We start from the raw sequence: 19,848 nt of genomic DNA, 5'->3' as shown, positions 1-19,848 counted from the left end.
GACCGCTAAAATCGCCCATCCCCAGCCTCTGGATGAACCCCATGAACCGCTGCAAGAAGCTCCTGAATTCCGTCGTGCTGGCCGCCCTGGGTGCACTGGTCGTGCCGGCGGCGCTCTTCTCCTCCCCCGCTACGGCGCAGACCGCGCAGATTCCCAACACCCAGAACGAAGCCGCCAACGGTGGCCGCAACTTCCCTGTGGGCACGCTGCGCGGGACGTTCATGGTGGTGAACTACCCCCAGATCCAGCTCGACGGCCACGCCGAACAGCTGTCGCCCGGCGCTCGCATCATGAGCGCCAACCGGATGCTGGTGATGCCCGCCTCCATCACAGGCCAGAACCTGCTGGTCAACTACACGCGCGACGCGGCCGGCCTGGTGCGCGAAGTCTGGATCCTCACGCCCGAGGAAGCATCCACCAAGCGCGCGACCGCCGACCGTCCTCTCTTCAATTTCTGGCCGTTCGTGGCCGAGAGCGGTCCGCGCGACGACGGCAAGACTCCGTTTGACCAACTGCCTCGCTACGGGCAGTAAAACACTCGCCCCCAGGCTCGCTCACTTCGTGTAGCCGCCAACCCCCTACCGGGGGCGACACCAGCGGCCTGGCGGAGCCAGTTCCGCGGTGTCCCACGCCTTGTCGGCACTCGCATTGACCCCTGCATCTCTCCGGAGAGCCCCATGACCCGCAAAGTTTTCATCAAGACGTTTGGCTGCCAGATGAACGAGTACGACTCGGACAAGATGGCCGACGTACTTCAAGCCGCCCAAGGCTATGAGCCCACCACCAATGTGGAAGAGGCCGATCTCATTCTTTTCAATACGTGCTCGGTGCGCGAAAAGGCGCAGGAGAAGGTGTTCTCCGATCTCGGCCGAATCAAGCACCTCAAGGCCAAGGGCGTGAAGATCGGCGTCGGCGGCTGTGTCGCGAGCCAGGAAGGCGACGCCATCATCGCCCGCGCTCCCTACGTGGACGTGGTGTTCGGCCCGCAGACGTTGCATCGCCTGCCCGAAATGCTGAGCCAGCGCGACCGCGAAGGGCGCCCGCAGGTGGACATCAGCTTTCCGGAGATCGAGAAGTTCGATCACTTGCCGCCCGCTCGCGTCGAAGGCGCGACCGCCTTCGTGTCGATCATGGAAGGCTGCTCGAAGTACTGCAGCTACTGCGTGGTGCCGTACACCCGCGGCGAGGAAGTAAACCGGCCGCTGGACGACGTGCTGGTCGAAGTCGCAGGGCTTGCCGACCAGGGCGTGCGCGAGATCACGCTACTCGGCCAGAACGTGAACGCTTATCGCGGGCGGATGGGCGACACCGCGGAGATCGCCGACTTCGCCACGCTGATCGAATACGTCGCCGAGATTCCTGGCATCGAGCGCATCCGCTACACGACGAGCCATCCCAACGAATTCACGCCGCGTCTGATCGAGGCCTACGCCCGCGTGCCGCAACTCGTCAGCCACCTGCATCTTCCGGTGCAGCACGGCAGCGATCGCATCCTGATGGCGATGAAGCGCGGCTACACCGCCATGGAATACAAGAGCACGGTGCGCAAGCTGCGCGCCATCCGCCCGAACCTCGCGCTCAGCAGCGACTTCATCGTGGGCTTCCCGGGCGAAACCGACGAGGACTTCGCGAAGATGATGAAGCTCATCAACGACCTCGAGTTCGACGCCAGCTTCAGCTTCATCTTCAGCCCGCGGCCTGGCACGCCCGCCGCCGCGCTGCATGACGACACACCGCATGCGGTCAAGCTGGCGCGGCTGCAGCAACTCCAGGCGGTGATCGACGGCAACGTCAAGCGCTTCGGCGAGGCCCGCGTTGGCACAGTTCAACGCGTGCTGGTCGAAGGCGCGTCGCGCAAGAACGCACGCGAGCTGATGGGCCGCACCGAGTGCAATCGCGTCGTCAACTTCGAAGGCGACGCACGGCTGGTCGGGCAGACGATCGACCTGAACATCACGAAGTCGTTGGCCTACACCCTGCGCGGCGAAGTCGTGACCTCCGAGTCGACGCAGGTCGGCCGTCCGGCGGTGACTGCCGCCTGATGGCGAACCCGATGTCCGCGCGCGGCTCGTTCCAGCAGCTGCTGCTTTTCGCTTTCCTTCTCATCACCGCCCTGCTCGTGGCCGTCGCGCTACGCGCGGTGTTCCAGTACGACCTGCTGATGACCGAGAGCCGCGACGCCGCGGCGCGCGCCCTCACGCTGTCGGGCGGCGCGCAGTCGCTGGCCGAGCGCACGGCCGCCATGGAGCGCGCCGGGCGGCAGTCGCTCGTGCTCAACGACGCGGTGCTGCGCCGCCGCTTCGACGACGCCACGCGCGACGCCAAGCAGGTGCTCGACCGCCTCACCGCCAGCGGCCTGGGCGCCGACGGCGCCCAGAAGTGGCGCGAGCAGATGGAGGTGATCCAGGGCCTGATGAGCGGCGCGCCCGAAACGGCGCTTGCGCGCGAGAGCTCGATGGCGATGCAGTTCCGCGATCTCGACGCCCTCAACACCAACATCGCCCAGCAGGCGCAGTTCCTCATCGAGACGCAGAACAAGGCATTGGCCGAGCGCATCGAGACGGCACGCATCCGGCTGATGCGGCTCGTGGTCGCGGCAAGCGCGCTGGCCGTATCGCTCGCGCTGGCCTTCGGCGTGTGGCTCGCGCGGCCTTTCAAGCGGCTGCAGCGCGCGATCGTCGGCCTGGGCGAGAACCGGCTCGACGAACCGATCGACATCCACGGCCCCTCGGACGTACGTCGCGTTTCGCAGCAGCTCGAATGGCTGCGCCTGCGGCTCACCGAACTCGATGCCGACAAGGCACGCTTCCTGCGACATGTGTCGCATGAACTCAAGACACCGCTCGCCGCCCTGCGCGAAGGCGTCTCCCTGCTGGAAGACGGCGTGACCGGCGCGTTGAATCCCGCGCAGCGCGAGGTCGCGCAGATCCTGCAGCAGAACACCATCGCGCTGCAGGGGCAGATCGAAGCTCTGCTGCGCTTCAACGCCGCGGCATTCGAAGCACGCGAACTGCGCCGCGAGCGCACCCCGCTGCTGCCGCTGATCGAAGAGCAGATCGAATCCCAGCGCCTGCAGTGGCAAGCCCAGGGCCTGACCGTCCGCGCCGAGGGCGAGCCCATCTCGGTGACGGTCGACCGGACGAAGCTCGGCACGGCGATCGCCAACCTGCTGTCGAACGCGATCCGCTTTTCTGCGCGCGGCGGCACCATCACCATGACCGTTTCGGGCAACGCCGACACAGCGGCGATCGAGATCGGCGACGCGGGTCCGGGCATCGCAGATGGCGACCGCGACCGCATCTTCGAACCCTTCTACCGCGGTGAGCGGCAGCCCCAGCATTCCGTGAAGGGCACAGGTATCGGTCTGTCGATCGTGCAGGAGTACATTGCAGCCCATGGTGGCCGCATCTCGCTGCTGCCAGATGGGCCGGGCGCGCGCTTCCGAATCGAACTGCCGCGTTCCGCCTGACGCCCGCCGCCTACGTTTCCCGATCCGATCCATGTCTTCTTCGATCTTCAGCAGGTCCGCCATCGCCATGACGCTCGTCGCGCCGGTGCTGCTGGCCGGCTGCAGTGCACCGCCGCGCAAGCCGTCGCCGGAACCGGTCGTCGTTCCGGTGTTGCCTCCCGCTCCACCGCCGATCACCCCCGTGGAGGCCGAGCCGATCGCCCCGGCCACGCAGCCGGGCGGCATCTTCTCGCAGCTCACGCAGGGCCCGGTCGGCGCCATGCTGGCCTACGCGGACAAGATCCGGCCGCTCGGTGCGCCCGAACTGGGGAACGAGCTCAACCGCCTCGGCGAAATCGCCGAAACGCCGACGACACAGATGCAGACCGCGCTCGTGCTCGCGCAGACCCGCAACCCGGCCGATCTCGCACGCGCGCAGAGCCTGCTGCAGAAGGTGGTCGCGAATCCGTCGGCTGAGGCTCAGCCATTGCAGCCGCTCGCACGCACGCTCGTCGCGCGAATCGCGGAACAACGGAAGGTCGAGGAGGATCGAGACAAGCAGGCCCAGCAGCTGCGCGATGCGCAACGGCGCATCGATCAGCTCAACGACCGGATCGAAGCACTGCGAGCCATCGAACGAAGCTTCGCGCGACCCAACAACCCGCCGCCGGCCACGCCAGCGGCGACCCATCCGAAACCTGCACAGTGAACAGTCCGGCACCGCACCCTTCCACACAATCGCCCGCCGCCGGGCTCGAAGGATCCCGCGGCGCCCGCCTGCTGGTCGTCGATGACGACCCGGACATGCTCCGGCTGCTCTCGATGCGCCTCACTGCCGCGGGCTACCAGGTCACGGCCGTGACCTCCGCCGAGTCCGCGCTGACGCAACTTGAGATCGAGCACCCGCAACTCGTGCTGAGCGACGTGCGGCTGCCCGGCCGCGACGGGCTCGCGCTCTTCGATGAGATCCGCAAGCGTCATCCGACCCTGCCCGTGATCCTGCTGACCGCGCACGGCACGATTCCCGACGCGGTCGAAGCCACCTCGCGCGGTGTCTTTTCGTACCTGACCAAGCCTTACGAAGGCCGCGAACTGCTCGACAAGATCGCGCAGGCGCTCGCGCTCGCCGCGCCGACGGAAGCACCCGGCAAGGGCGGAGACGAAAGCTGGCGCGTCGAGATCGTGAGCCGCAGCAATCGCATGGCCGAGCTCCTTGCCGAAGCACGCATGGTCGCCAAGTCCGATGCCAGCGTGCTGCTGCGCGGCGACAGCGGCGCGGGCAAGGAACTGCTGGCGCGCGCCATCCACCGCGCGAGCGCCCGGGCTTCGAAGCCTTTCGTGGCGGTGAACTGCGGCGCGATCCCGGAAGCACTGCTCGAATCCGAACTCTTCGGTCATGTGAAGGGCGCGTTCACCGATGCGGTCGCGAACCACAAGGGCCTGTTCCAGCAGGCCGACGGCGGCACGCTGCTGCTCGACGAGATCGGCGACATGCCGCCGGCGCTGCAGGTCAAGCTGCTGCGCGTGCTGCAGGAACGGGCCGTGCGGCCGGTGGGATCGAGCCAGTCGATCGCCGTGGATGTGCGGATCATCTCCGCCACGCACCGCGACCTCGATGCCGCCATGGAAGCGGGACAGTTCCGCGAAGACCTTTACTACCGTCTCAACGTTGTGACGCTCAGCCTCCCGCCGCTTTCCGCGCGGCGCGAGGACATTCCGCTGCTGGCCAATCACTTCCAGCAGCGGCTGTCGACCAAATACGGCAAGCGGCTCTCCGGCTTCGCCCCTGAGGCGCTCAAGGCGCTGACCATGGCTTCGTGGCCGGGCAACGTGCGGCAGCTCTTCAACGTGGTCGAGCAGGTGTGTGCGCTATCGAGCTCGCCGTTGATTCCGCTGGCGCTGGTCCAGCGTGCGCTTCGGGTTCCCAGTGTGGAGGTGCTCACCTACGCCGAGGCCAAGCAGCGCTTCGAGCGTGAATACCTGGTCGGCCTCCTCAAGCTGACCGACGGCAATGTGGCCGATGCAGCCCGCCTCGCCGACCGGAACCGTACCGAGTTCTACCGGCTACTGCAGAAGCACGAACTGACCCCCGGCCACTTCAAGGCCGAGGGCGTGTCGCAGACCGGCGAGTCAGGTCGCTGACCAGCGACAACCCTAAGTTGTTGATTTCATTGAAGTTCAGCGGTCAGACTCAACGGCTTGTCGGGCTTTGACGACAAATTCGGGGGTTTTGGCGGCTTTGGGGGCTTCGAGCCCCATCCGGGCACCGAAAAATCGGCCTAACCCGTTGATCTGAAAGAGAAATCCCGAGCTGGCACAGGGTTTGCCCCTGTAGAGGCATGACAGCTCATTCCAGCCCCTCTTTCGCACTGCGTCCGCAGCGCGACGGCCTGCGTCAAAAGCAGTTTTCCCTCTCGCGCCCCCGCGCAGCGGGACATTCGCTGGCAGCTCTCGAGGCATCCAGCGGTATCGCGCCGGACTGCGTGTTCAAGCGTTTTCCGGCAATCGGCGACACCCCCTCCGTCCAGAAGCAACGGTGGTGAGTCGCGGATGAAGCCCAACGAATTCTCCCAACTGAAGGTACTGTCGGACGCGGATTTCTCGCGCCGCGGCCTTCTTCGCGAAGAGCGCCACCCCAACTCGGTGACGGCGCCCCCGATCAACCGCGGTTCCATGACGCCTCGTCCGTGGCGCGGCTTCTGGAACAGCATCGGCACCGCCATGCTGGTCAAGCTCGGCATCGGCAACGCCGCGAAGGCTGCCGCTGCGCAGAGCAAGGCGAACCGCACGCCCCAGCAACCGTGGCAGCGCGCCGCGGCCCAGCGTCGCGCCGCCTTCCTGGCGCTGGCAGTGATGAGCACCGCCATCGCCTCCGCGCTGTTCGCCCGCGTTCAGCCCGACTACGACAACCTGTGGCTCGAATACAGCCAGATCGCGCTCTACGGCGTGCTCTCCGGCTGGGTCGTGACAGGCTTCGTGACGGCGCTCATGGGTTTCTATGTCTCCGTGCGTGGTGACAAGCACGCGCTCTCGGCGAAGCAGGTGGCCAACCACCCGATGAACCCGGAAGCGCGGACCGCGATCATCATGCCGATCTGCAATGAGGACGTGGCGACTGTGTTCGCCGGCTTGCGAGCGACCTGCGAGTCTGTCGCCGCCACCGGCCACGCCAAGCAGTTCGACGTGTTCGTGCTCTCCGACAGCTACACGCCGGAGATCGCCGCCGCCGAGCGCGCCGCGTGGGAAGACCTGCGCGCCGCACTCGCAGACAGCCCGAACCAGCCGCAGGTCGAGGTCTACTACCGCCTGCGTACGCGCCGCACGCACCGCAAGGCCGGCAACGTGGCCGATTTCTGCCGCCGCTGGGGCAAGGACTACCGCTACATGGTCGTGCTCGACGCCGATAGCGTCATGAGCGGCGACTGCCTGACCTCGATGGTCAAGCTGATGGAAGCCAACCCGACCGCCGGCATCATCCAGACCGCGACACAGGCCATCGGCCACGTAACGCTGCACGCCCGTGCACAGCAGTTCGCCTCGCGCATGACCGGCCGCCTGTTCACGCTCGGCATGCAGTTCTGGCAGCTCGGCGAATCGCACTACTGGGGCCACAACGCGATCATCCGCGTCGAGCCCTTCATGGAACACTGCGCGCTCGCGCCGATCCGCGGCAAGGGCGGCATGTCGGGCGGCATCATGTCGCACGACTTCGTCGAAGCCGCGCTGATGCGTCGCGCCGGCTACCACGTGTGGCTGGTGGCCGACCTCGTCGGCAGCTACGAGCAGCAACCGCCGGACCTGCTGGCCGAACTCCAGCGCGACCGCCGCTGGTGCCAGGGCAACCTGCAGAACGCACGCCTGATGGCGGAGCCGGGCCTGCATCCGGTCCACCGCGCGATGTTCGTGACGGGCACGATGGCCTACGCGTCGGCGCCGCTCTGGCTGGCGTTCCTCACGCTGGGCACTGCGTTGTGGCTCACCGGTTCGAGCGTGGTCGAGCACTGGCTCGCGATGCCGATGGAACTGGCCGGCCTCTGGGTGTGGACGCTCTGCCTGCTGTTCCTGCCGCGCGTGCTGGGCCTCGTGGCCGTGGTGCTGCGCAATGAGCAGCGTCAGTTCGGTGGCATCGGCGGCATGCTCAAGAGCGCCGCGCTCGAAAGCGCCCTGGCGATCGTGCAAGCTCCGGTTCGCATGCTGGCCCACTCGCTCTTCGTGGTCGTGGCGCTCACGGGTATCAAGCTCGACTGGAAGTCGCCTCCGCGGGAAGCCGCTGCCGTGCCGTGGAACATCGCCGTCCGCCAACTCGCGCCGATGACCCTGGTGATCGCAGCGCTCGCCGTCGGCGTCGCGCTGATCGACGCCAGCGCGCTGACCTGGCTGATGCCGGTGGGCCTGCCGCTTCTGCTGGCGATCCCGCTGACCGTGCTGACCAGCCAGATCGCATTGGGCAACTCGCTGCGCGATCGTGGCTTCCTGCTGATTCCCGAGGAATCGCGTTCGCCGGCCGTGCTGCGCCGCGCGTGGATGCACGCGGTTCGACTGGCACGCGCTGCCTGAGTCGGATCGACGCCAACGAAAAAGCCCGCATCCGCGGGCTTTTTTGTTTGGGGTGCGAATCGGAACTAGAACTTCGGGAGGCCACCGCCACCCATGCCGGGCAGTCCCTTCATGCCGCCCATGCGCTTCATCATCTTCATGAGGCCGCCGCCCTTCATCTTCTTCATCATCCCCTGCATCTGCTCGAACTCGTTGAGCAGGCGGTTGACTTCCTGAACCTGGACGCCCGCGCCGGCCGCGATGCGGCGCTTGCGGGTCGCCTTGAGCAGCTCGGGCTTGCGGCGCTCCAGCGGCGTCATGCTGTTGATGATCCCTTCCTTGCGGCGGATGTCGCGCTCGGCACGGGTCATGTCAGCCTCGGTTGCCTTGGCGGCGAGCTGCGTCGGCAGCTTGTCCATGATGCTGGACAGGCCGCCCATCTGCTTCATCTGCTGAAGCTGCGAGAGGAAGTCGTTCAGGTCGAAGCCAGCGCCGCTCTTGACCTTGGCCGCGAGCTTCTGCGCCGCCGCGACGTCGACGCCGGCGGTGACCTGCTCGACCAGCGCGACGATGTCGCCCATGCCGAGGATGCGGCCTGCGTGGCGCTCCGCGTCAAAGACTTCGAGACCGTCGATCTTCTCGCTGACACCCGCGAACTTGATCGGCACGCCGGTCACCTGCCTCACCGACAGGGCCGCACCGCCACGCGAGTCGCCGTCGGTCTTGGTCAGGATGATGCCGGTCAGCGGCAATGCTTCCTTGAAGGCCTTGGCGGTGTTGATCGCGTCCTGGCCCTGCATCGCGTCGACCACGAAGAGTGTCTCGACCGGATTCAGCGCCGCGTGCAATTCCTTGATTTCCTGCATGAGCACTTCGTCGATCGCGAGCCTACCGGCCGTGTCGACCAGCAGCACGTCGAAGAAATGGCGGCGCGCATGGTCGAGCGCGGCGCGTGCGATGTCCAGCGGCTTCTGGTCCGGCGTACTCGGGAACCACTCGGCGCCGGCCTGCTTCGTCACTGTCTTGAGCTGCTCGATCGCGGCCGGACGATAGACGTCGCCCGACACCGTCAGCACCTTCTTCTTGCGCTTCTCGATGAGATGCTTGGCGAGCTTGGCCGTCGTGGTGGTCTTGCCGGCGCCTTGCAGGCCGGCCATCAGGATGACCGCCGGCGGCTGCGCTGCCAGATTGATATCGGCAACGCCCTCGCCCATCGTTGCGGCGAGTTCGCGATTGACGATACCGACCAGCGCTTGTCCGGGCTTCAGCGAACCCAGCACCTCCTGGCCCATCGCCTTTTCCTTGACGCGGGCGACGAAGTCGCGCACGACCGGCAGCGCCACGTCGGCTTCGAGCAGCGCCATGCGCACTTCGCGAAGCATGTCCTGCACGTTGCTTTCGGTGATGCGGGCCTGGCCGCTGACTTGCTTGACGAGGCGGGAGAACTTTTCAGAGAGGGCAGTAGCCATGAGAGGTACCTGTTTGAAAGCCGAGAAACACCGCGGAACCGGCTCCGCCGGGCCGCCGGTGTTGCCCCCCGGCAGGGGGGTGCCAGAGCCACACGAAGTGGGCGAGGCTGGGGGGCGAGCTAAACTCGATCAATGATTTTAGCGATCCCCTCCCCACTCGGCGTGGCGCTGGGCATCGCCACCGCCGTCGCCTATGGCATCACGGCCGCAGCGTCCTCCTGGCTCAGTCGGGCTTCCACGCAATGGATGCTGGCGCTGGCGTGGCTGTTGCACGGCTGCACCCTCATCGAGGGCCTGACCGGCAGCGTCCCGCGATTCAGTTGGGCGCCGGCGATCTCCATGACAGCGTGGCTGGTGCTCACGGTGTACGCCATCGAGAGCCGCCTGTATCCGCAACTCAAGGTTCGCCGTGCGCTCGCGGCGCTGGGCGCGATCGCAGTCCTGCTACCAGTGCTCTTTCCGGGAACGCCACTCCACGTCGCGGCCTCGCCCTGGCTGCCGCTGCATCTGGCGCTGGGCATCGCCTCGTACGGCCTCTTCGGCGCAGCGGTGATCCATGCCTGGCTCATGACCCGCGCCGAAAGGCAGATCCGCCTTGCGGCCGAATCGCCGAGCGGCGTGCCGCTGCTGACGATGGAACGACTGACCTTCCGCTTCGTCACGGCGGGCTTCGTGCTGCTGTCGGCCACGCTGCTCGCGGGCATCCTCTTCAGCGAAACGCTCTACGGTGCCGCCGTCCGGGCATGGAAGTGGGACCACAAGACGGTGTTCTCGATCCTCGCATGGGTCACCTTCGCGGTGCTGCTGATCGGCCGTGCCCGCTTCGGTTGGCGTGGCCGCACCGCACGTCGCGTCCTGTACGCGGGCTCGGCCTTGTTGCTGCTCGCCTACGTGGGGTCACGCTTCGTCCTCGAGGTCGTCCTGTCTCGCACGCCTGCATGAAATACCTCCTGGTTCTGGCTGTTGTCTTCATCGCCATCTGGTTCTGGCGCAAGGGCCGGCAGGAGGAACTGCGCTCGCGCCCGCCTCCGCGGCCCGCCCCTCCGGCCGTCGGCGCCCCAACCGAAATGGTCCGCTGCGCGCAGTGCGGTTTGCACCTTCCGGCATCGGACGCAGTGCGAGGCAATGCCGGGCAGATCTATTGCAGCGCGGCCCATCGCAAGGCCGCCGAAGAACGGGGATGACCTCCTACCTCTGGTCACGTGGCGACCCGGCGACGGACTGGAGTTCGCTCGAGAAATTCATCAGCACACAGAGCCCGGCCCAGTTGCGGCTCTGGCGCGGCTTCATGGCGGCGCGCTGCTTCGTCGCCGCGGTGCTGCTCCTGCTTCAGGGCATCGGGCTGGCCCTCGGTGGTCAGTCGGCGAACATGCCGGCCATCGCGCTTTCGTCGGCCTATGTGGTGGCCGTCCTCTTCGCGGCGCGCTACGCCCCTTTCAGGCCGATGCGCGGCCTTGGCGGCGCGTGGCTCTACACCATCGGCCTCGACCTCGTCACGTATACGGCCCTCCAGGTGATGCAGGTGGGCGGCATCAACTACACGCCGCTCTTCGCGCTCCCGGTGCTCATGGGTGCCGTGCTCGGCACGAGCGCGGTCGGCCTCGGCACCACGGCGGCGGCCACCCTGCTGCTGCTCGGCCACGCGGCCTGGTACTGGCTGGAGCAGCCTTCGGACACTTCGCCGCGCATCGTGCAGGCGGCGCTCTCCGGCACCGGTCTCTTCGTGGTGGCGCTGATCGCACACGAACTCGCGCGCCGACTGACGCGCGAGGAAGCGATGGCGCAACGCAGCCGAAGCACCGCGCAGATGCACGCGCTGCTCAACGATCTCGTGATCGAAACGCTGAGCGAAGGCGTGCTGGTGGTCGACGCGCAAGGGCAGGTCCATGCCGCCAACCCCGCCGCGGACGCCATCCTCGGCCAGGGCCTGGCCCAGATCCCGCTGCCATTCTCGTTGAGCGCCCATCCCGCGTGGGTTCCCCTGGCCGCCCTCGCCCGCCAGACTTTTTCGCGACGGTCGCCGCAGGCCCGCGAGATCCCAATCGCGCAGTCGCAAGGCACGCCGCGCGAAGTCCGCGTACGCACGCGGCTCACACAGACCCGGGACGCGCATACAGAAAGCCTCTGCGTGATGTTCCTGCAGGATCTGCGCGAACTCGAAGCGCGCATCCGCACCGAGAAGCTGGCGGCCATGGGGCGGATGTCCGCCGCGGTCGCCCACGAGATCCGCAACCCGCTCGCCGCGATCACGCAGGCCAGCGCCCTGCTCAGCGAAGACCTCGTCGACCCGGCGCATCGCCAGCTCACCACGATGGTCCAGCAGAACGCGCAGCGGCTATCGCGCATCGTCGACGACGTTCTCGACGTCGCGCGCGCCCGCCAGCAGCGCGTGCTGCCGCTGGCCGAGCAGGTGAGCCTGGACTCCACGGTGCGCACGCTCGCGGAAGAGTGGGTATTGCAGTCCCGCCAGCAGGGGGTCCTGCTCTCTCTCAATGCGCCTGGATGCGACGTGCGCTTCGATGTCGAGCACCTGCGCCGCATCCTCGTGAACCTGCTGGACAACGCGGCGCGCTATGCGGGCGATCGCGAAGGCTCGATCCAGGTCGGCACGCGGCTCAGCCCCGCGGGCCGCGCGAGCCTGCAGGTCTGGAGCGACGGCGCGCCGCTCGAACCCGCCGTGCAGCGCCATCTGTTCGAGCCCTTCTTCTCGTCGGAGAGCCGTTCCAGTGGGCTCGGGCTCTTTCTCTGCCGGGAGTTGTGCGAGCGCCACGGCGCCACGATCGGCTATGAGCGCCGGGCCCTTTCGCCAGGAGGCGCCGAAGGCAACGAGTTCTTCGTCGCATTTGCGCCGGCCGAAAGCCGGCTGACACAATAGCGCCGTGAGTACTCCCAACCCCTCCGTATCGCGACCCGCGCAGATCCTGGTGGTCGACGACGAGCCCGATCTGCGCACGCTCTATGAGCTGACGCTGCTGCGCGAGGGCTATCGCGTCGAAGCCGCGGGCAGCGTGTCGGAGGCCTGCCAGCATCTCGATGCCGGGCGCTTCGACGCAGTGATCACCGACATGCGGCTGCCCGATGGCCTCGGCATGCAGATCCTCCAACGCATCCAGCAGGACCAGCGCAGCGAGCGCTGCGTGGTCATGACCGCGTACGGCTCGGCCGAGAACGCGGTCGAGGCACTCAAGGCCGGCGCCTTCGATTACCTCACCAAGCCCGTCGACCTGAAGCAGTTCCGCTCGGTGGTGGCTTCGGCGGTGCAAGCGCCCCCACAGAGCGCGGCGCCTGTCAAACCCGTGCGTCCCGCCGGCGCGGTCGAGCCCGCCGAGGAAGCCGGCAAGCCCGCACCCACTATCGGTGGCACCGGCGTAGCGGCGCTCGATCGGTTGGTCGGCGAGTCCGAACCCATGCGCCTCGTGAAGACGCGCATCGCCAAGGTCGCTCGCGGCATGGCGCCGGTGCTGGTGCGCGGCGAGTCCGGCACCGGCAAGGAACTGGTGGCGCGCGCGGTGCATGCCTGCAGCCAGCGAAGCGACGGGCCTTTCGTGGCGGTCAACTGCGGGGCGATCCCCGAGAACCTGCTCGAGGCCGAATTCTTCGGCGCACGCAAGGGCTCCTACACCGGCTCCGCGCAGGACCGCGACGGCTATTTCCAGGCCGCGCGCGGCGGCACGCTGTTCCTCGACGAGATCGGCGACCTGCCGCTGGCCATGCAGTCCAAGCTGCTGCGCGCAATCCAGGAACGAAACGTGCGGCCCATCGGCTCGACGCAGGAAGACGCGGTGGACGTCCGCATCGTGAGTGCCACTCACAAGGACCTTCACGCGGAGGTCCAGGCCGGACGGTTCCGGCAGGATCTTTTCTACCGTCTCAACGTGATCGAGATCGCCGTGCCGGCACTGCGCGATCGGCGCGAGGACCTGCCGGCACTCTGCCATGCGCTGCTCGCTCGCATCGCGCGCGATGCGGGCATGCCGGCACCGACGCTGTCGGCCGAGGTGCTTCAACAGTTGGCCGCGCATCCGCTGCACGGCAACGTCCGCGAGCTCGAAAACCTCCTGCACCGCGCGGTGGCCCTCAGTGAAGGTGACGTGCTCCATGTGGATCTGATGGGCACGACCACCGCGCCCGCGCCGCTCGAGCGCGTACCGGATCCGGCACCACCGCCGGTTGCTGCGCGGGCAGTCGAACAGATTGCGCCGGCCGCGCCGGCTCGCGCGCCGGCAACGGTGCCGCCCGATCTGCAAAGCTACCTCGACGAGCAGGAGCGGCAGATCCTCGTGCGCGCCCTGCAGGAAACCGGCTTCAATCGCACGGCCGCTGCCGCGCGACTCGGCCTGAGCCTGCGCCAGATCCGCTACCGCATCGCGCGCCTCGGCATCACGACGCCCAATGGCGACGACGCCAACGGCTTCAGCGGCGATGAGTGACCTGGCGGACGCGCTCTGGCATTCGGGCTGGTATCGCTTCGCGCGGCCCTTGCCCTCGCCCAACTTCGGTCCGAGGCCGGCAGGTGCGCAAATCGACCTGATCGTCCTCCATTCGATCAGCCTGCCGCCGGGTCAGTACGGCGGCGATGAAGTGCAGCAACTCTTCACGAACCGCCTCGACTGGGAAGCGCATCCTTACTTCGAGAAGATCCGCGGCATCGAGGTCTCGGCGCATTTCTATGTGCGACGCAACGGCGAGCTCTGGCAGTTCGTGAGTTGCGACGACCGGGCGTGGCACGCGGGTGCTTCGTCGTGGCGCGGACGCTCGAACTGCAACGACGACTCGGTCGGCATCGAGCTCGAAGGGCTCGAGGGCGAGACTTTCGAAAACGCGCAGTACGAGACCCTCGCGAGCCTGTGCCCGGCGATCGCGCAGGCCTATCCGACCGCCTTCATCGCAGGTCACGAGCACATCGCCCCGGGGCGCAAGCAGGACCCCGGCGCGGGTTTTGACTGGCGTCTGTTGCGTGAGCAACTCGGCTGGGACGGGGCCATGTTTCCGGCCGCCACGCTCGACGCCTGAAGATTTTTTCAATCGCAAGGCGCTGGGCGATGCGCCCATGCTGCGCCACAACAATCGCGCGGTCTGCAAGTCCCAAGCGCAGCAACCATGCGCTTTTCAGGCCCAAATCCGCCGCGAACGCCCATGAATCGGGGGCCGCGCTACCTTGAACCAACCGGGAAGCGGCCTCGCTGCCCGATCACCCCCCAATTAACAAAATTCACAGTGGTTGTTGTTTGTGTAAAACACTATATCTAGTGGGTTGTAGACCCCACGGACCCTAGATATAGTGTGCCCCTGCCAGCCATTTACAGCCGGAAACAAAAGCTGAAGTGGCGCCGCCCTCCACAAGAATTGCCAAACGAGGACTGAATGCAAACTGCCCTGAACACCCCCTCCACCCCCCGCGCCGTACCCTCGACGCCGCAAAACCGTGACGTCGCCGGCTCGCCCGCCAGCAACGCACTCGCCAACTATCAGATCATTCGCCGCAACGGCGCCGTGGTGCCCTTCGAGCCGAACAAGATCGCCATCGCGATGATGAAGGCCTTCCTGGCCGTGCACGGCACCCAGGGCGCCGCATCGGCCAGCGTCCGCGAAACCGTCGACACGCTGACGCAGAACGTGGTGCGCGCGCTGATGCGTTCGCGTCCGGGCGGCGGCACCTTCCATATCGAAGACGTGCAGGATCAGGTCGAACTCGGCCTGATGCGCGGCGGCCACCACGAGATCGCCCGTGCCTACGTGCTCTACCGCGAACGCCGCACGCAGGAGCGCGCGAAGCACGGCGAGCAGGAAGCGCCCGCTGCAGCACCGACGCTGCATGTGCTCGACCGCGGCGAACGCGTCGCGCTCGATCTCGGCGAACTCAAGGCCCTGATCGAATCCGCCTGCGCCGGACTGGGCGAAGGCATCTCGGCTGAGCCGATCGTCGCCGAGACGATGCGCAACCTCTACGACGGCGTTCCGCTCGACGAGGTCTACAAGGCATCCATCCTCGCCGCCCGCACGCTGATCGAGAAGGACCCCGACTACACCTTCGCGACCGCGCGCCTGCTGCTGCACACGATCTTCAAGGAAATCATCGGCCGCGAAGTGCCGCCCGCCGAGCGCGCGCAGGCCTATGCCGACTACTTCCCGCAGTTCATCAAGAAGGGCGTCGACAACGAGCTCCTCGACGAGAAGCTGCTGCAGTTCGACCTGGCCCGCCTCGGCGCCGCGCTCAAGCCCGAGCGCGACAACCAGTTCGACTACCTCGGCCTGCAGACCCTGTACGACCGCTACTTCCTGCACGTGCGCAAGACGCGCATCGAACTGCCGCAGGCCTTCTTCATGCGTGTCGCGATGGGCCTTTCGCTCAACGAAATCGACCGCGAAGCCCGCGCGATCGAGTTCTACGAAGTGCTGTCGTCCTTCGACTTCATGTCGAGCACGCCGACGCTGTTCAACAGCGGCACGCTGCGCTCGCAGCTGTCGAGCTGCTATCTGACCACCGTACCGGACGACCTCGACGGCATCTACGAGTCGATCAAGGAAAACGCACTGCTGTCGAAGTTCGCCGGCGGTCTGGGCAACGACTGGACGCGCGTGCGCGCCCTCGGCAGCCACATCAAGGGCACCAACGGCGAATCGCAAGGCGTGGTTCCCTTCCTCAAGGTGGTGAACGACACCGCCGTCGCGGTGAACCAGGGCGGCAAGCGCAAGGGCGCCGTCTGCACCTACCTGGAAAGCTGGCACCTCGACATCGAGGAATTCCTCGAGCTGCGCAAGAACACCGGCGACGACCGCCGCCGCACGCACGACATGAACACGGCGAACTGGATTCCGGACCTGTTCATGCGCCGCGTGATGGAAAAGGGCAACTGGACGCTCTTCTCGCCATCGAGCGTGCCCGACCTGCATGACAAGTTCGGCGCCGAGTTCGAAGCCGCCTACGTCGCCTATGAAGAGAAGGCATCGCGCGGCGATCTGAAGCCGAGCCGCACGATTCCCGCGACCGACCTCTGGCGCAAGATGCTCACGATGCTGTTCGAAACCGGGCATCCGTGGATCACGTTCAAGGACGCCTGCAACGTTCGCTCGCCGCAACAGCACGCCGGCGTGGTGCACTCGTCCAACCTCTGCACCGAGATCACGCTGAACACCAGCGACACCGAAACCGCCGTCTGCAACCTCGGCTCGGTCAACCTGCTGCAGCACTTGAAGGACGGCAAGGTCGATCAGGAAAAGCTCAAGCGGACCATCTCGACCGCGATGCGCATGCTCGACAACGTGATCGACATCAACTACTACGCAGTCAAGAAGGCGCGCGACTCCAACCTGCGCCATCGCCCGGTCGGCCTCGGCCTGATGGGCTTCCAGGACGCGCTGTATGAACTGCGCATCCCCTACGCATCGCAGGAAGCGGTGCAGTTCGCCGACGAATCGATGGAAGCGATCTGCTACTACGCGTACTGGGCTTCGACCGAACTGGCCCGCGAGCGCGGCAAATACTCGAGCTACAAGGGTTCGCTGTGGGACAAGGGCGTGCTGCCGCTCGACACGCTCGACCTGCTCGAGAAGGCGCGCGGCGGCTACATCGAAGTGGACCGCTCTTCCACGCTCGACTGGAACGAGCTGCGTCAGAAGATCAAGGCCGATGGCATGCGCAACTCCAACTGCGTCGCCATCGCACCGACCGCGACCATCTCCAACATCATCGGCGTGGACGCCTCGATCGAGCCCTGCTTCGGCAACCTCTCGGTCAAGTCGAACCTCTCCGGCGAGTTCACGGTCATCAACCACTACCTGGTGCGCGACCTCAAGCGCCTCGGCCTGTGGGACGACGTCATGGTGATGGACCTGAAGCACTTCGACGGTTCGCTGCGCCCCATCGACCGCGTGCCGCAGGACGTCAAGGCGCTCTACGCCACCGCGTTCGAGATCGAGACCACGTGGCTCGTCGAGGCCGCTGCACGTCGCCAGAAGTGGATTGACCAGGCGCAGTCGCTGAACATCTACATGGCTGGTGCATCAGGCAAGAAGCTGGACGACACCTACAAGCTCGCATGGCTGCGCGGCCTGAAGACCACCTACTACCTGCGCACGCAGAGTGCGACGCATGCAGAGAAGTCGACGGTTCAATCGGGTCGACTCAATGCGGTGTCGTCGGGTAGCGATTCGCCGTCCGGCATGAGCGCACTCGACGCAGCGGCTCTGGCAGCGCAAGCGCAGATGAATGCGATCCCCGCAACCGACATCGCGTTCTGCGGCGTCGATGATCCGACGTGCGAAGCGTGCCAGTAATGTCGGCATGAAGTTGGCGTAGTTCGCGGCATTGCCTGACAAATTGCGATGCATGCGAACAACATAACGACAACATAATTGGAGCGCGATGTGTAGGAGCACTTTGCAACTCACATCGTTGCTCACATAATTTGAGCATTGGATTTTTCTATGTTGACCTGGGACGAAGAAGTCAAGCCCTCCTTGCCAACGAATCTTCAACAAGGATTGCGGCACACATCGAACAGCGGCACGCAAGTCGGCCGCTCGTCGGAGTTTCCGACTTCGCAAATTGCTCCCCAAATTTCTTCCGTCGCTCCTGTCGCGCATGCATACGCTGAAAGCGCTGCAGCGCGCGCGGCGCAGCCGACCGCATCGGCAGTGCCCACGGGCCACCGCGTCAAGGCAGCCGACAAGCGCATCATCAACGGCCAGACCGACGTCAACCAGTTGGTGCCGTTCAAGTACAAGTGGGCTTGGGAGAAGTACCTCGCCACCTGCGCCAATCACTGGATGCCGCAGGAAGTGAACATGACGCGCGACATCGCGCTCTGGAAAGACCCGAACGGCCTCTCCGAAGACGAGCGCCGCATCGTCAAGCGCAACCTCGGCTTCTTCGTGACCGCCGATTCGCTGGCCGCCAACAACATCGTGCTGGGCACCTATCGCCACATCACGGCGCCCGAGTGCCGCCAGTTCCTGCTGCGCCAGGCGTTCGAAGAAGCGATCCACACGCACGCCTACCAGTACATCGTCGAATCGCTCGGCCTCGATGAGAGCGAGATCTTCAACGCGTACAACGAAGTGCCGTCGATCCGCGAGAAGGACCAGTTCCTGATTCCGTTCATCGACGCCATCAGCGACCCGAACTTCCACACCGGCACACCGGAAAACGACCAGACGCTGCTCAAGTCGCTGATCGTCTTCGCCTGCCTGATGGAAGGCCTGTTCTTCTACGTTGGCTTCACGCAGATCCTTGCGCTGGGCCGCCAGAACAAGATGACCGGTGCTGCCGAGCAGTACCAGTACATCCTGCGCGACGAATCGATGCACTGCAATTTCGGCATCGACCTGATCAACCAGCTCAAGCTCGAGAACCCGCACCTCTGGACCGCTGAGTTCAAGGCGGAGATCAAGGCCCTCTTCCTGAAGGCCGTCGAGCTCGAATACCGATATGCCGAAGACACCATGCCGCGTGGCGTGCTCGGCATGAACGCCTCCATGTTCAAGGGCTATCTGCGCTACATCGCCAACCGGCGCGCGCAGCAGATCGGCCTCGAAACGCTCTTCCCGAACGAAGAAAATCCCTTCCCGTGGATGAGCGAAATGATTGACCTGAAGAAGGAGCGCAATTTCTTCGAAACCCGTGTGATCGAGTATCAGTCGGGTGGTGCTCTCTCCTGGGATTGATTTCGACAAGAACAAAGTGAGTTCAGAACTTGCCCTCGCCGACGGACTGCGCCAAAGAGTGCGGCAGCGGTAGGGCTTCGGTGTTCATGGTGTTGGGGCGTGCTCCAACACCATGGATCGCTCCGCGATGTCCAACATGCGTGGAGTGCTTCAAGAGGTTGATTTTTTCAACTTGATCAAGGAGAAGATAGAAATGGCAACTGCAAAGAAAGCGCCGGCCAAGAAGGCCGCTGCGAAGAAGGCTCCGGCAAAGAAGGCTCCTGCCAAGAAGGTAGCAGCCAAGAAGGCCCCGGCGAAGAAGGCTCCTGCCAAGAAGGTAGCGGCCAAGAAGGCTCCGGCCAAGAAGGCTCCGGCGAAGAAGGCTCCTGCCAAGAAGGTAGCAGCCAAGAAGGCTCCGGCGAAGAAGGCTCCTGCCAAGAAGGTAGCAGCCAAGAAGGCTCCGGCGAAGAAGGCCGCTGCCAAGAAGGTAGCAGCCAAGAAGGCTCCGGCGAAGAAGGCCGCTGCCAAGAAGGCTCCTGCGAAAAAGGCTGCAGCCAAGAAGCCTGCCGCCAAGAAAGCAGCGAAGAAGCCTGCTGCCAAGAAGGCCAAGGCCCCCGCGAAGGCGCCTGCCGCTGCCCCCGCTGCCGCTCCTTCCGCAGCCCAGACGACGCTGAATCCCCAGGCAGCTTGGCCGTTCCCGACGGCCAGCAAGCCCTGAGTTATCAGTCGCTGTCAAAGAAAAAAGCCCGG

General features: G+C 65.7%; 15 protein-coding genes. 14 read left to right on the top strand and 1 reads right to left on the bottom strand.

Features of this window, described 5'->3' with window-relative positions; genetic code table 11:
- The first annotated feature begins 41 nt into the window (after window positions 1-41).
- The 6 genes from FHW64_RS07535 (at window position 42) to mdoH (ending at window position 8,005) form a co-directional block, all read left to right on the top strand.
- Window positions 42-533, top strand: coding sequence for a hypothetical protein (locus FHW64_RS07535; protein WP_184524680.1), 492 nt, complete (start codon window positions 42-44; stop codon window positions 531-533).
- Between the two features lie 144 nt (window positions 534-677).
- Window positions 678-2,042 (top strand): tRNA (N6-isopentenyl adenosine(37)-C2)-methylthiotransferase MiaB, encoded by a 1,365-nt coding sequence (gene miaB / locus FHW64_RS07530; RefSeq protein WP_184524678.1) that lies wholly within the window; start codon window positions 678-680, stop codon window positions 2,040-2,042.
- On the top strand, window positions 2,042-3,469 hold the full coding sequence (locus FHW64_RS07525; RefSeq protein WP_409350605.1) for a sensor histidine kinase: 1,428 nt from the start codon (window positions 2,042-2,044) through the stop codon (window positions 3,467-3,469). Before miaB ends, FHW64_RS07525 begins: the two co-directional genes overlap by 1 nt.
- A gap of 31 nt (window positions 3,470-3,500) precedes the next feature.
- Window positions 3,501-4,157: a hypothetical protein gene (locus FHW64_RS07520; RefSeq protein ID WP_184524674.1), complete on the top strand. Its 657-nt coding sequence runs from the start codon at window positions 3,501-3,503 to the stop codon at window positions 4,155-4,157.
- 68 nt (window positions 4,158-4,225) lie between these two features.
- Window positions 4,226-5,590 carry a sigma 54-interacting transcriptional regulator gene (locus tag FHW64_RS07515; protein ID WP_184526244.1) on the top strand — a complete coding sequence of 455 codons (1,365 nt, stop codon included), beginning with the start codon at window positions 4,226-4,228 and terminating at the stop codon, window positions 5,588-5,590.
- A gap of 408 nt (window positions 5,591-5,998) precedes the next feature.
- The gene (gene mdoH / locus FHW64_RS07510) at window positions 5,999-8,005 is read left to right on the top strand and encodes a glucans biosynthesis glucosyltransferase MdoH (RefSeq protein WP_184524672.1); all 2,007 of its coding nucleotides are present in this window, start codon (window positions 5,999-6,001) and stop codon (window positions 8,003-8,005) included.
- A 65-nt stretch (window positions 8,006-8,070) separates the two neighbouring features.
- Here mdoH and ffh read toward each other — a convergent pair whose 3' ends face one another.
- Window positions 8,071-9,453, bottom strand: a complete 1,383-nt coding sequence (gene ffh, locus FHW64_RS07505; protein ID WP_184524670.1) for a signal recognition particle protein — start codon at window positions 9,451-9,453, stop codon at window positions 8,071-8,073.
- Between the two features lie 132 nt (window positions 9,454-9,585).
- Between ffh and FHW64_RS07500 the strand changes: the two genes are divergently transcribed.
- From FHW64_RS07500 to FHW64_RS07470, 8 genes are all read left to right on the top strand, one after another.
- Window positions 9,586-10,395 (top strand): inner membrane protein YpjD, encoded by an 810-nt coding sequence (locus FHW64_RS07500; RefSeq protein ID WP_184524668.1) that lies wholly within the window; start codon window positions 9,586-9,588, stop codon window positions 10,393-10,395.
- Window positions 10,392-10,637 carry a PP0621 family protein gene (locus tag FHW64_RS34345; RefSeq protein WP_260303712.1) on the top strand — a complete coding sequence of 82 codons (246 nt, stop codon included), beginning with the start codon at window positions 10,392-10,394 and terminating at the stop codon, window positions 10,635-10,637. Before FHW64_RS07500 ends, FHW64_RS34345 begins: the two co-directional genes overlap by 4 nt.
- Window positions 10,634-12,328, top strand: coding sequence for a PAS domain-containing sensor histidine kinase (locus FHW64_RS07495; RefSeq protein WP_184524666.1), 1,695 nt, complete (start codon window positions 10,634-10,636; stop codon window positions 12,326-12,328). Before FHW64_RS34345 ends, FHW64_RS07495 begins: the two co-directional genes overlap by 4 nt.
- Window positions 12,329-12,332: 4 nt before the next feature.
- Window positions 12,333-13,883, top strand: coding sequence for a sigma-54 dependent transcriptional regulator (locus FHW64_RS07490; RefSeq protein ID WP_184524664.1), 1,551 nt, complete (start codon window positions 12,333-12,335; stop codon window positions 13,881-13,883).
- On the top strand, window positions 13,876-14,466 hold the full coding sequence (gene ampD, locus FHW64_RS07485) for a 1,6-anhydro-N-acetylmuramyl-L-alanine amidase AmpD (RefSeq protein ID WP_260303711.1): 591 nt from the start codon (window positions 13,876-13,878) through the stop codon (window positions 14,464-14,466). The genes FHW64_RS07490 and ampD overlap by 8 nt, the downstream gene beginning before the upstream one ends.
- 351 nt (window positions 14,467-14,817) lie before the next feature.
- Window positions 14,818-17,730, top strand: a complete 2,913-nt coding sequence (locus FHW64_RS07480; protein WP_184524660.1) for a ribonucleoside-diphosphate reductase subunit alpha — start codon at window positions 14,818-14,820, stop codon at window positions 17,728-17,730.
- A 150-nt stretch (window positions 17,731-17,880) separates the two neighbouring features.
- The gene (locus FHW64_RS07475) at window positions 17,881-19,119 is read left to right on the top strand and encodes a ribonucleotide-diphosphate reductase subunit beta (RefSeq protein ID WP_184524658.1); all 1,239 of its coding nucleotides are present in this window, start codon (window positions 17,881-17,883) and stop codon (window positions 19,117-19,119) included.
- A 193-nt stretch (window positions 19,120-19,312) separates the two neighbouring features.
- On the top strand, window positions 19,313-19,816 hold the full coding sequence (locus FHW64_RS07470; RefSeq protein ID WP_184526242.1) for a histone H1-like DNA-binding protein: 504 nt from the start codon (window positions 19,313-19,315) through the stop codon (window positions 19,814-19,816).
- The last annotated feature ends 32 nt before the right edge of the window (window positions 19,817-19,848 follow it).

This window comes from Variovorax sp. Sphag1AA (assembly GCF_014192575.1).
In the GTDB taxonomy this organism is placed as follows: domain Bacteria; phylum Pseudomonadota; class Gammaproteobacteria; order Burkholderiales; family Burkholderiaceae_C; genus Variovorax.
Note: the sequence above shows the minus strand (reverse complement) of the source record. Positions and strands in the feature narration are given on the sequence as shown.

Coding starts and splice junctions, on each gene's coding strand:
- FHW64_RS07520 (WP_184524674.1), top strand. CDS start 3,501: ATGTCTTCTTCGATCTTCAGCAGGTCCGCCATCGCCATGACGCTCGTC.
- mdoH (WP_184524672.1), top strand. CDS start 5,999: ATGAAGCCCAACGAATTCTCCCAACTGAAGGTACTGTCGGACGCGGAT.
- ampD (WP_260303711.1), top strand. CDS start 13,876: ATGAGTGACCTGGCGGACGCGCTCTGGCATTCGGGCTGGTATCGCTTC.
- FHW64_RS34345 (WP_260303712.1), top strand. CDS start 10,392: ATGAAATACCTCCTGGTTCTGGCTGTTGTCTTCATCGCCATCTGGTTC.
- FHW64_RS07475 (WP_184524658.1), top strand. CDS start 17,881: ATGTTGACCTGGGACGAAGAAGTCAAGCCCTCCTTGCCAACGAATCTT.
- FHW64_RS07480 (WP_184524660.1), top strand. CDS start 14,818: ATGCAAACTGCCCTGAACACCCCCTCCACCCCCCGCGCCGTACCCTCG.
- ffh (WP_184524670.1), bottom strand. CDS start 9,453: ATGGCTACTGCCCTCTCTGAAAAGTTCTCCCGCCTCGTCAAGCAAGTC.
- FHW64_RS07470 (WP_184526242.1), top strand. CDS start 19,313: ATGGCAACTGCAAAGAAAGCGCCGGCCAAGAAGGCCGCTGCGAAGAAG.
- FHW64_RS07525 (WP_409350605.1), top strand. CDS start 2,042: ATGGCGAACCCGATGTCCGCGCGCGGCTCGTTCCAGCAGCTGCTGCTT.
- miaB (WP_184524678.1), top strand. CDS start 678: ATGACCCGCAAAGTTTTCATCAAGACGTTTGGCTGCCAGATGAACGAG.
- FHW64_RS07535 (WP_184524680.1), top strand. CDS start 42: ATGAACCGCTGCAAGAAGCTCCTGAATTCCGTCGTGCTGGCCGCCCTG.
- FHW64_RS07495 (WP_184524666.1), top strand. CDS start 10,634: ATGACCTCCTACCTCTGGTCACGTGGCGACCCGGCGACGGACTGGAGT.
- FHW64_RS07500 (WP_184524668.1), top strand. CDS start 9,586: ATGATTTTAGCGATCCCCTCCCCACTCGGCGTGGCGCTGGGCATCGCC.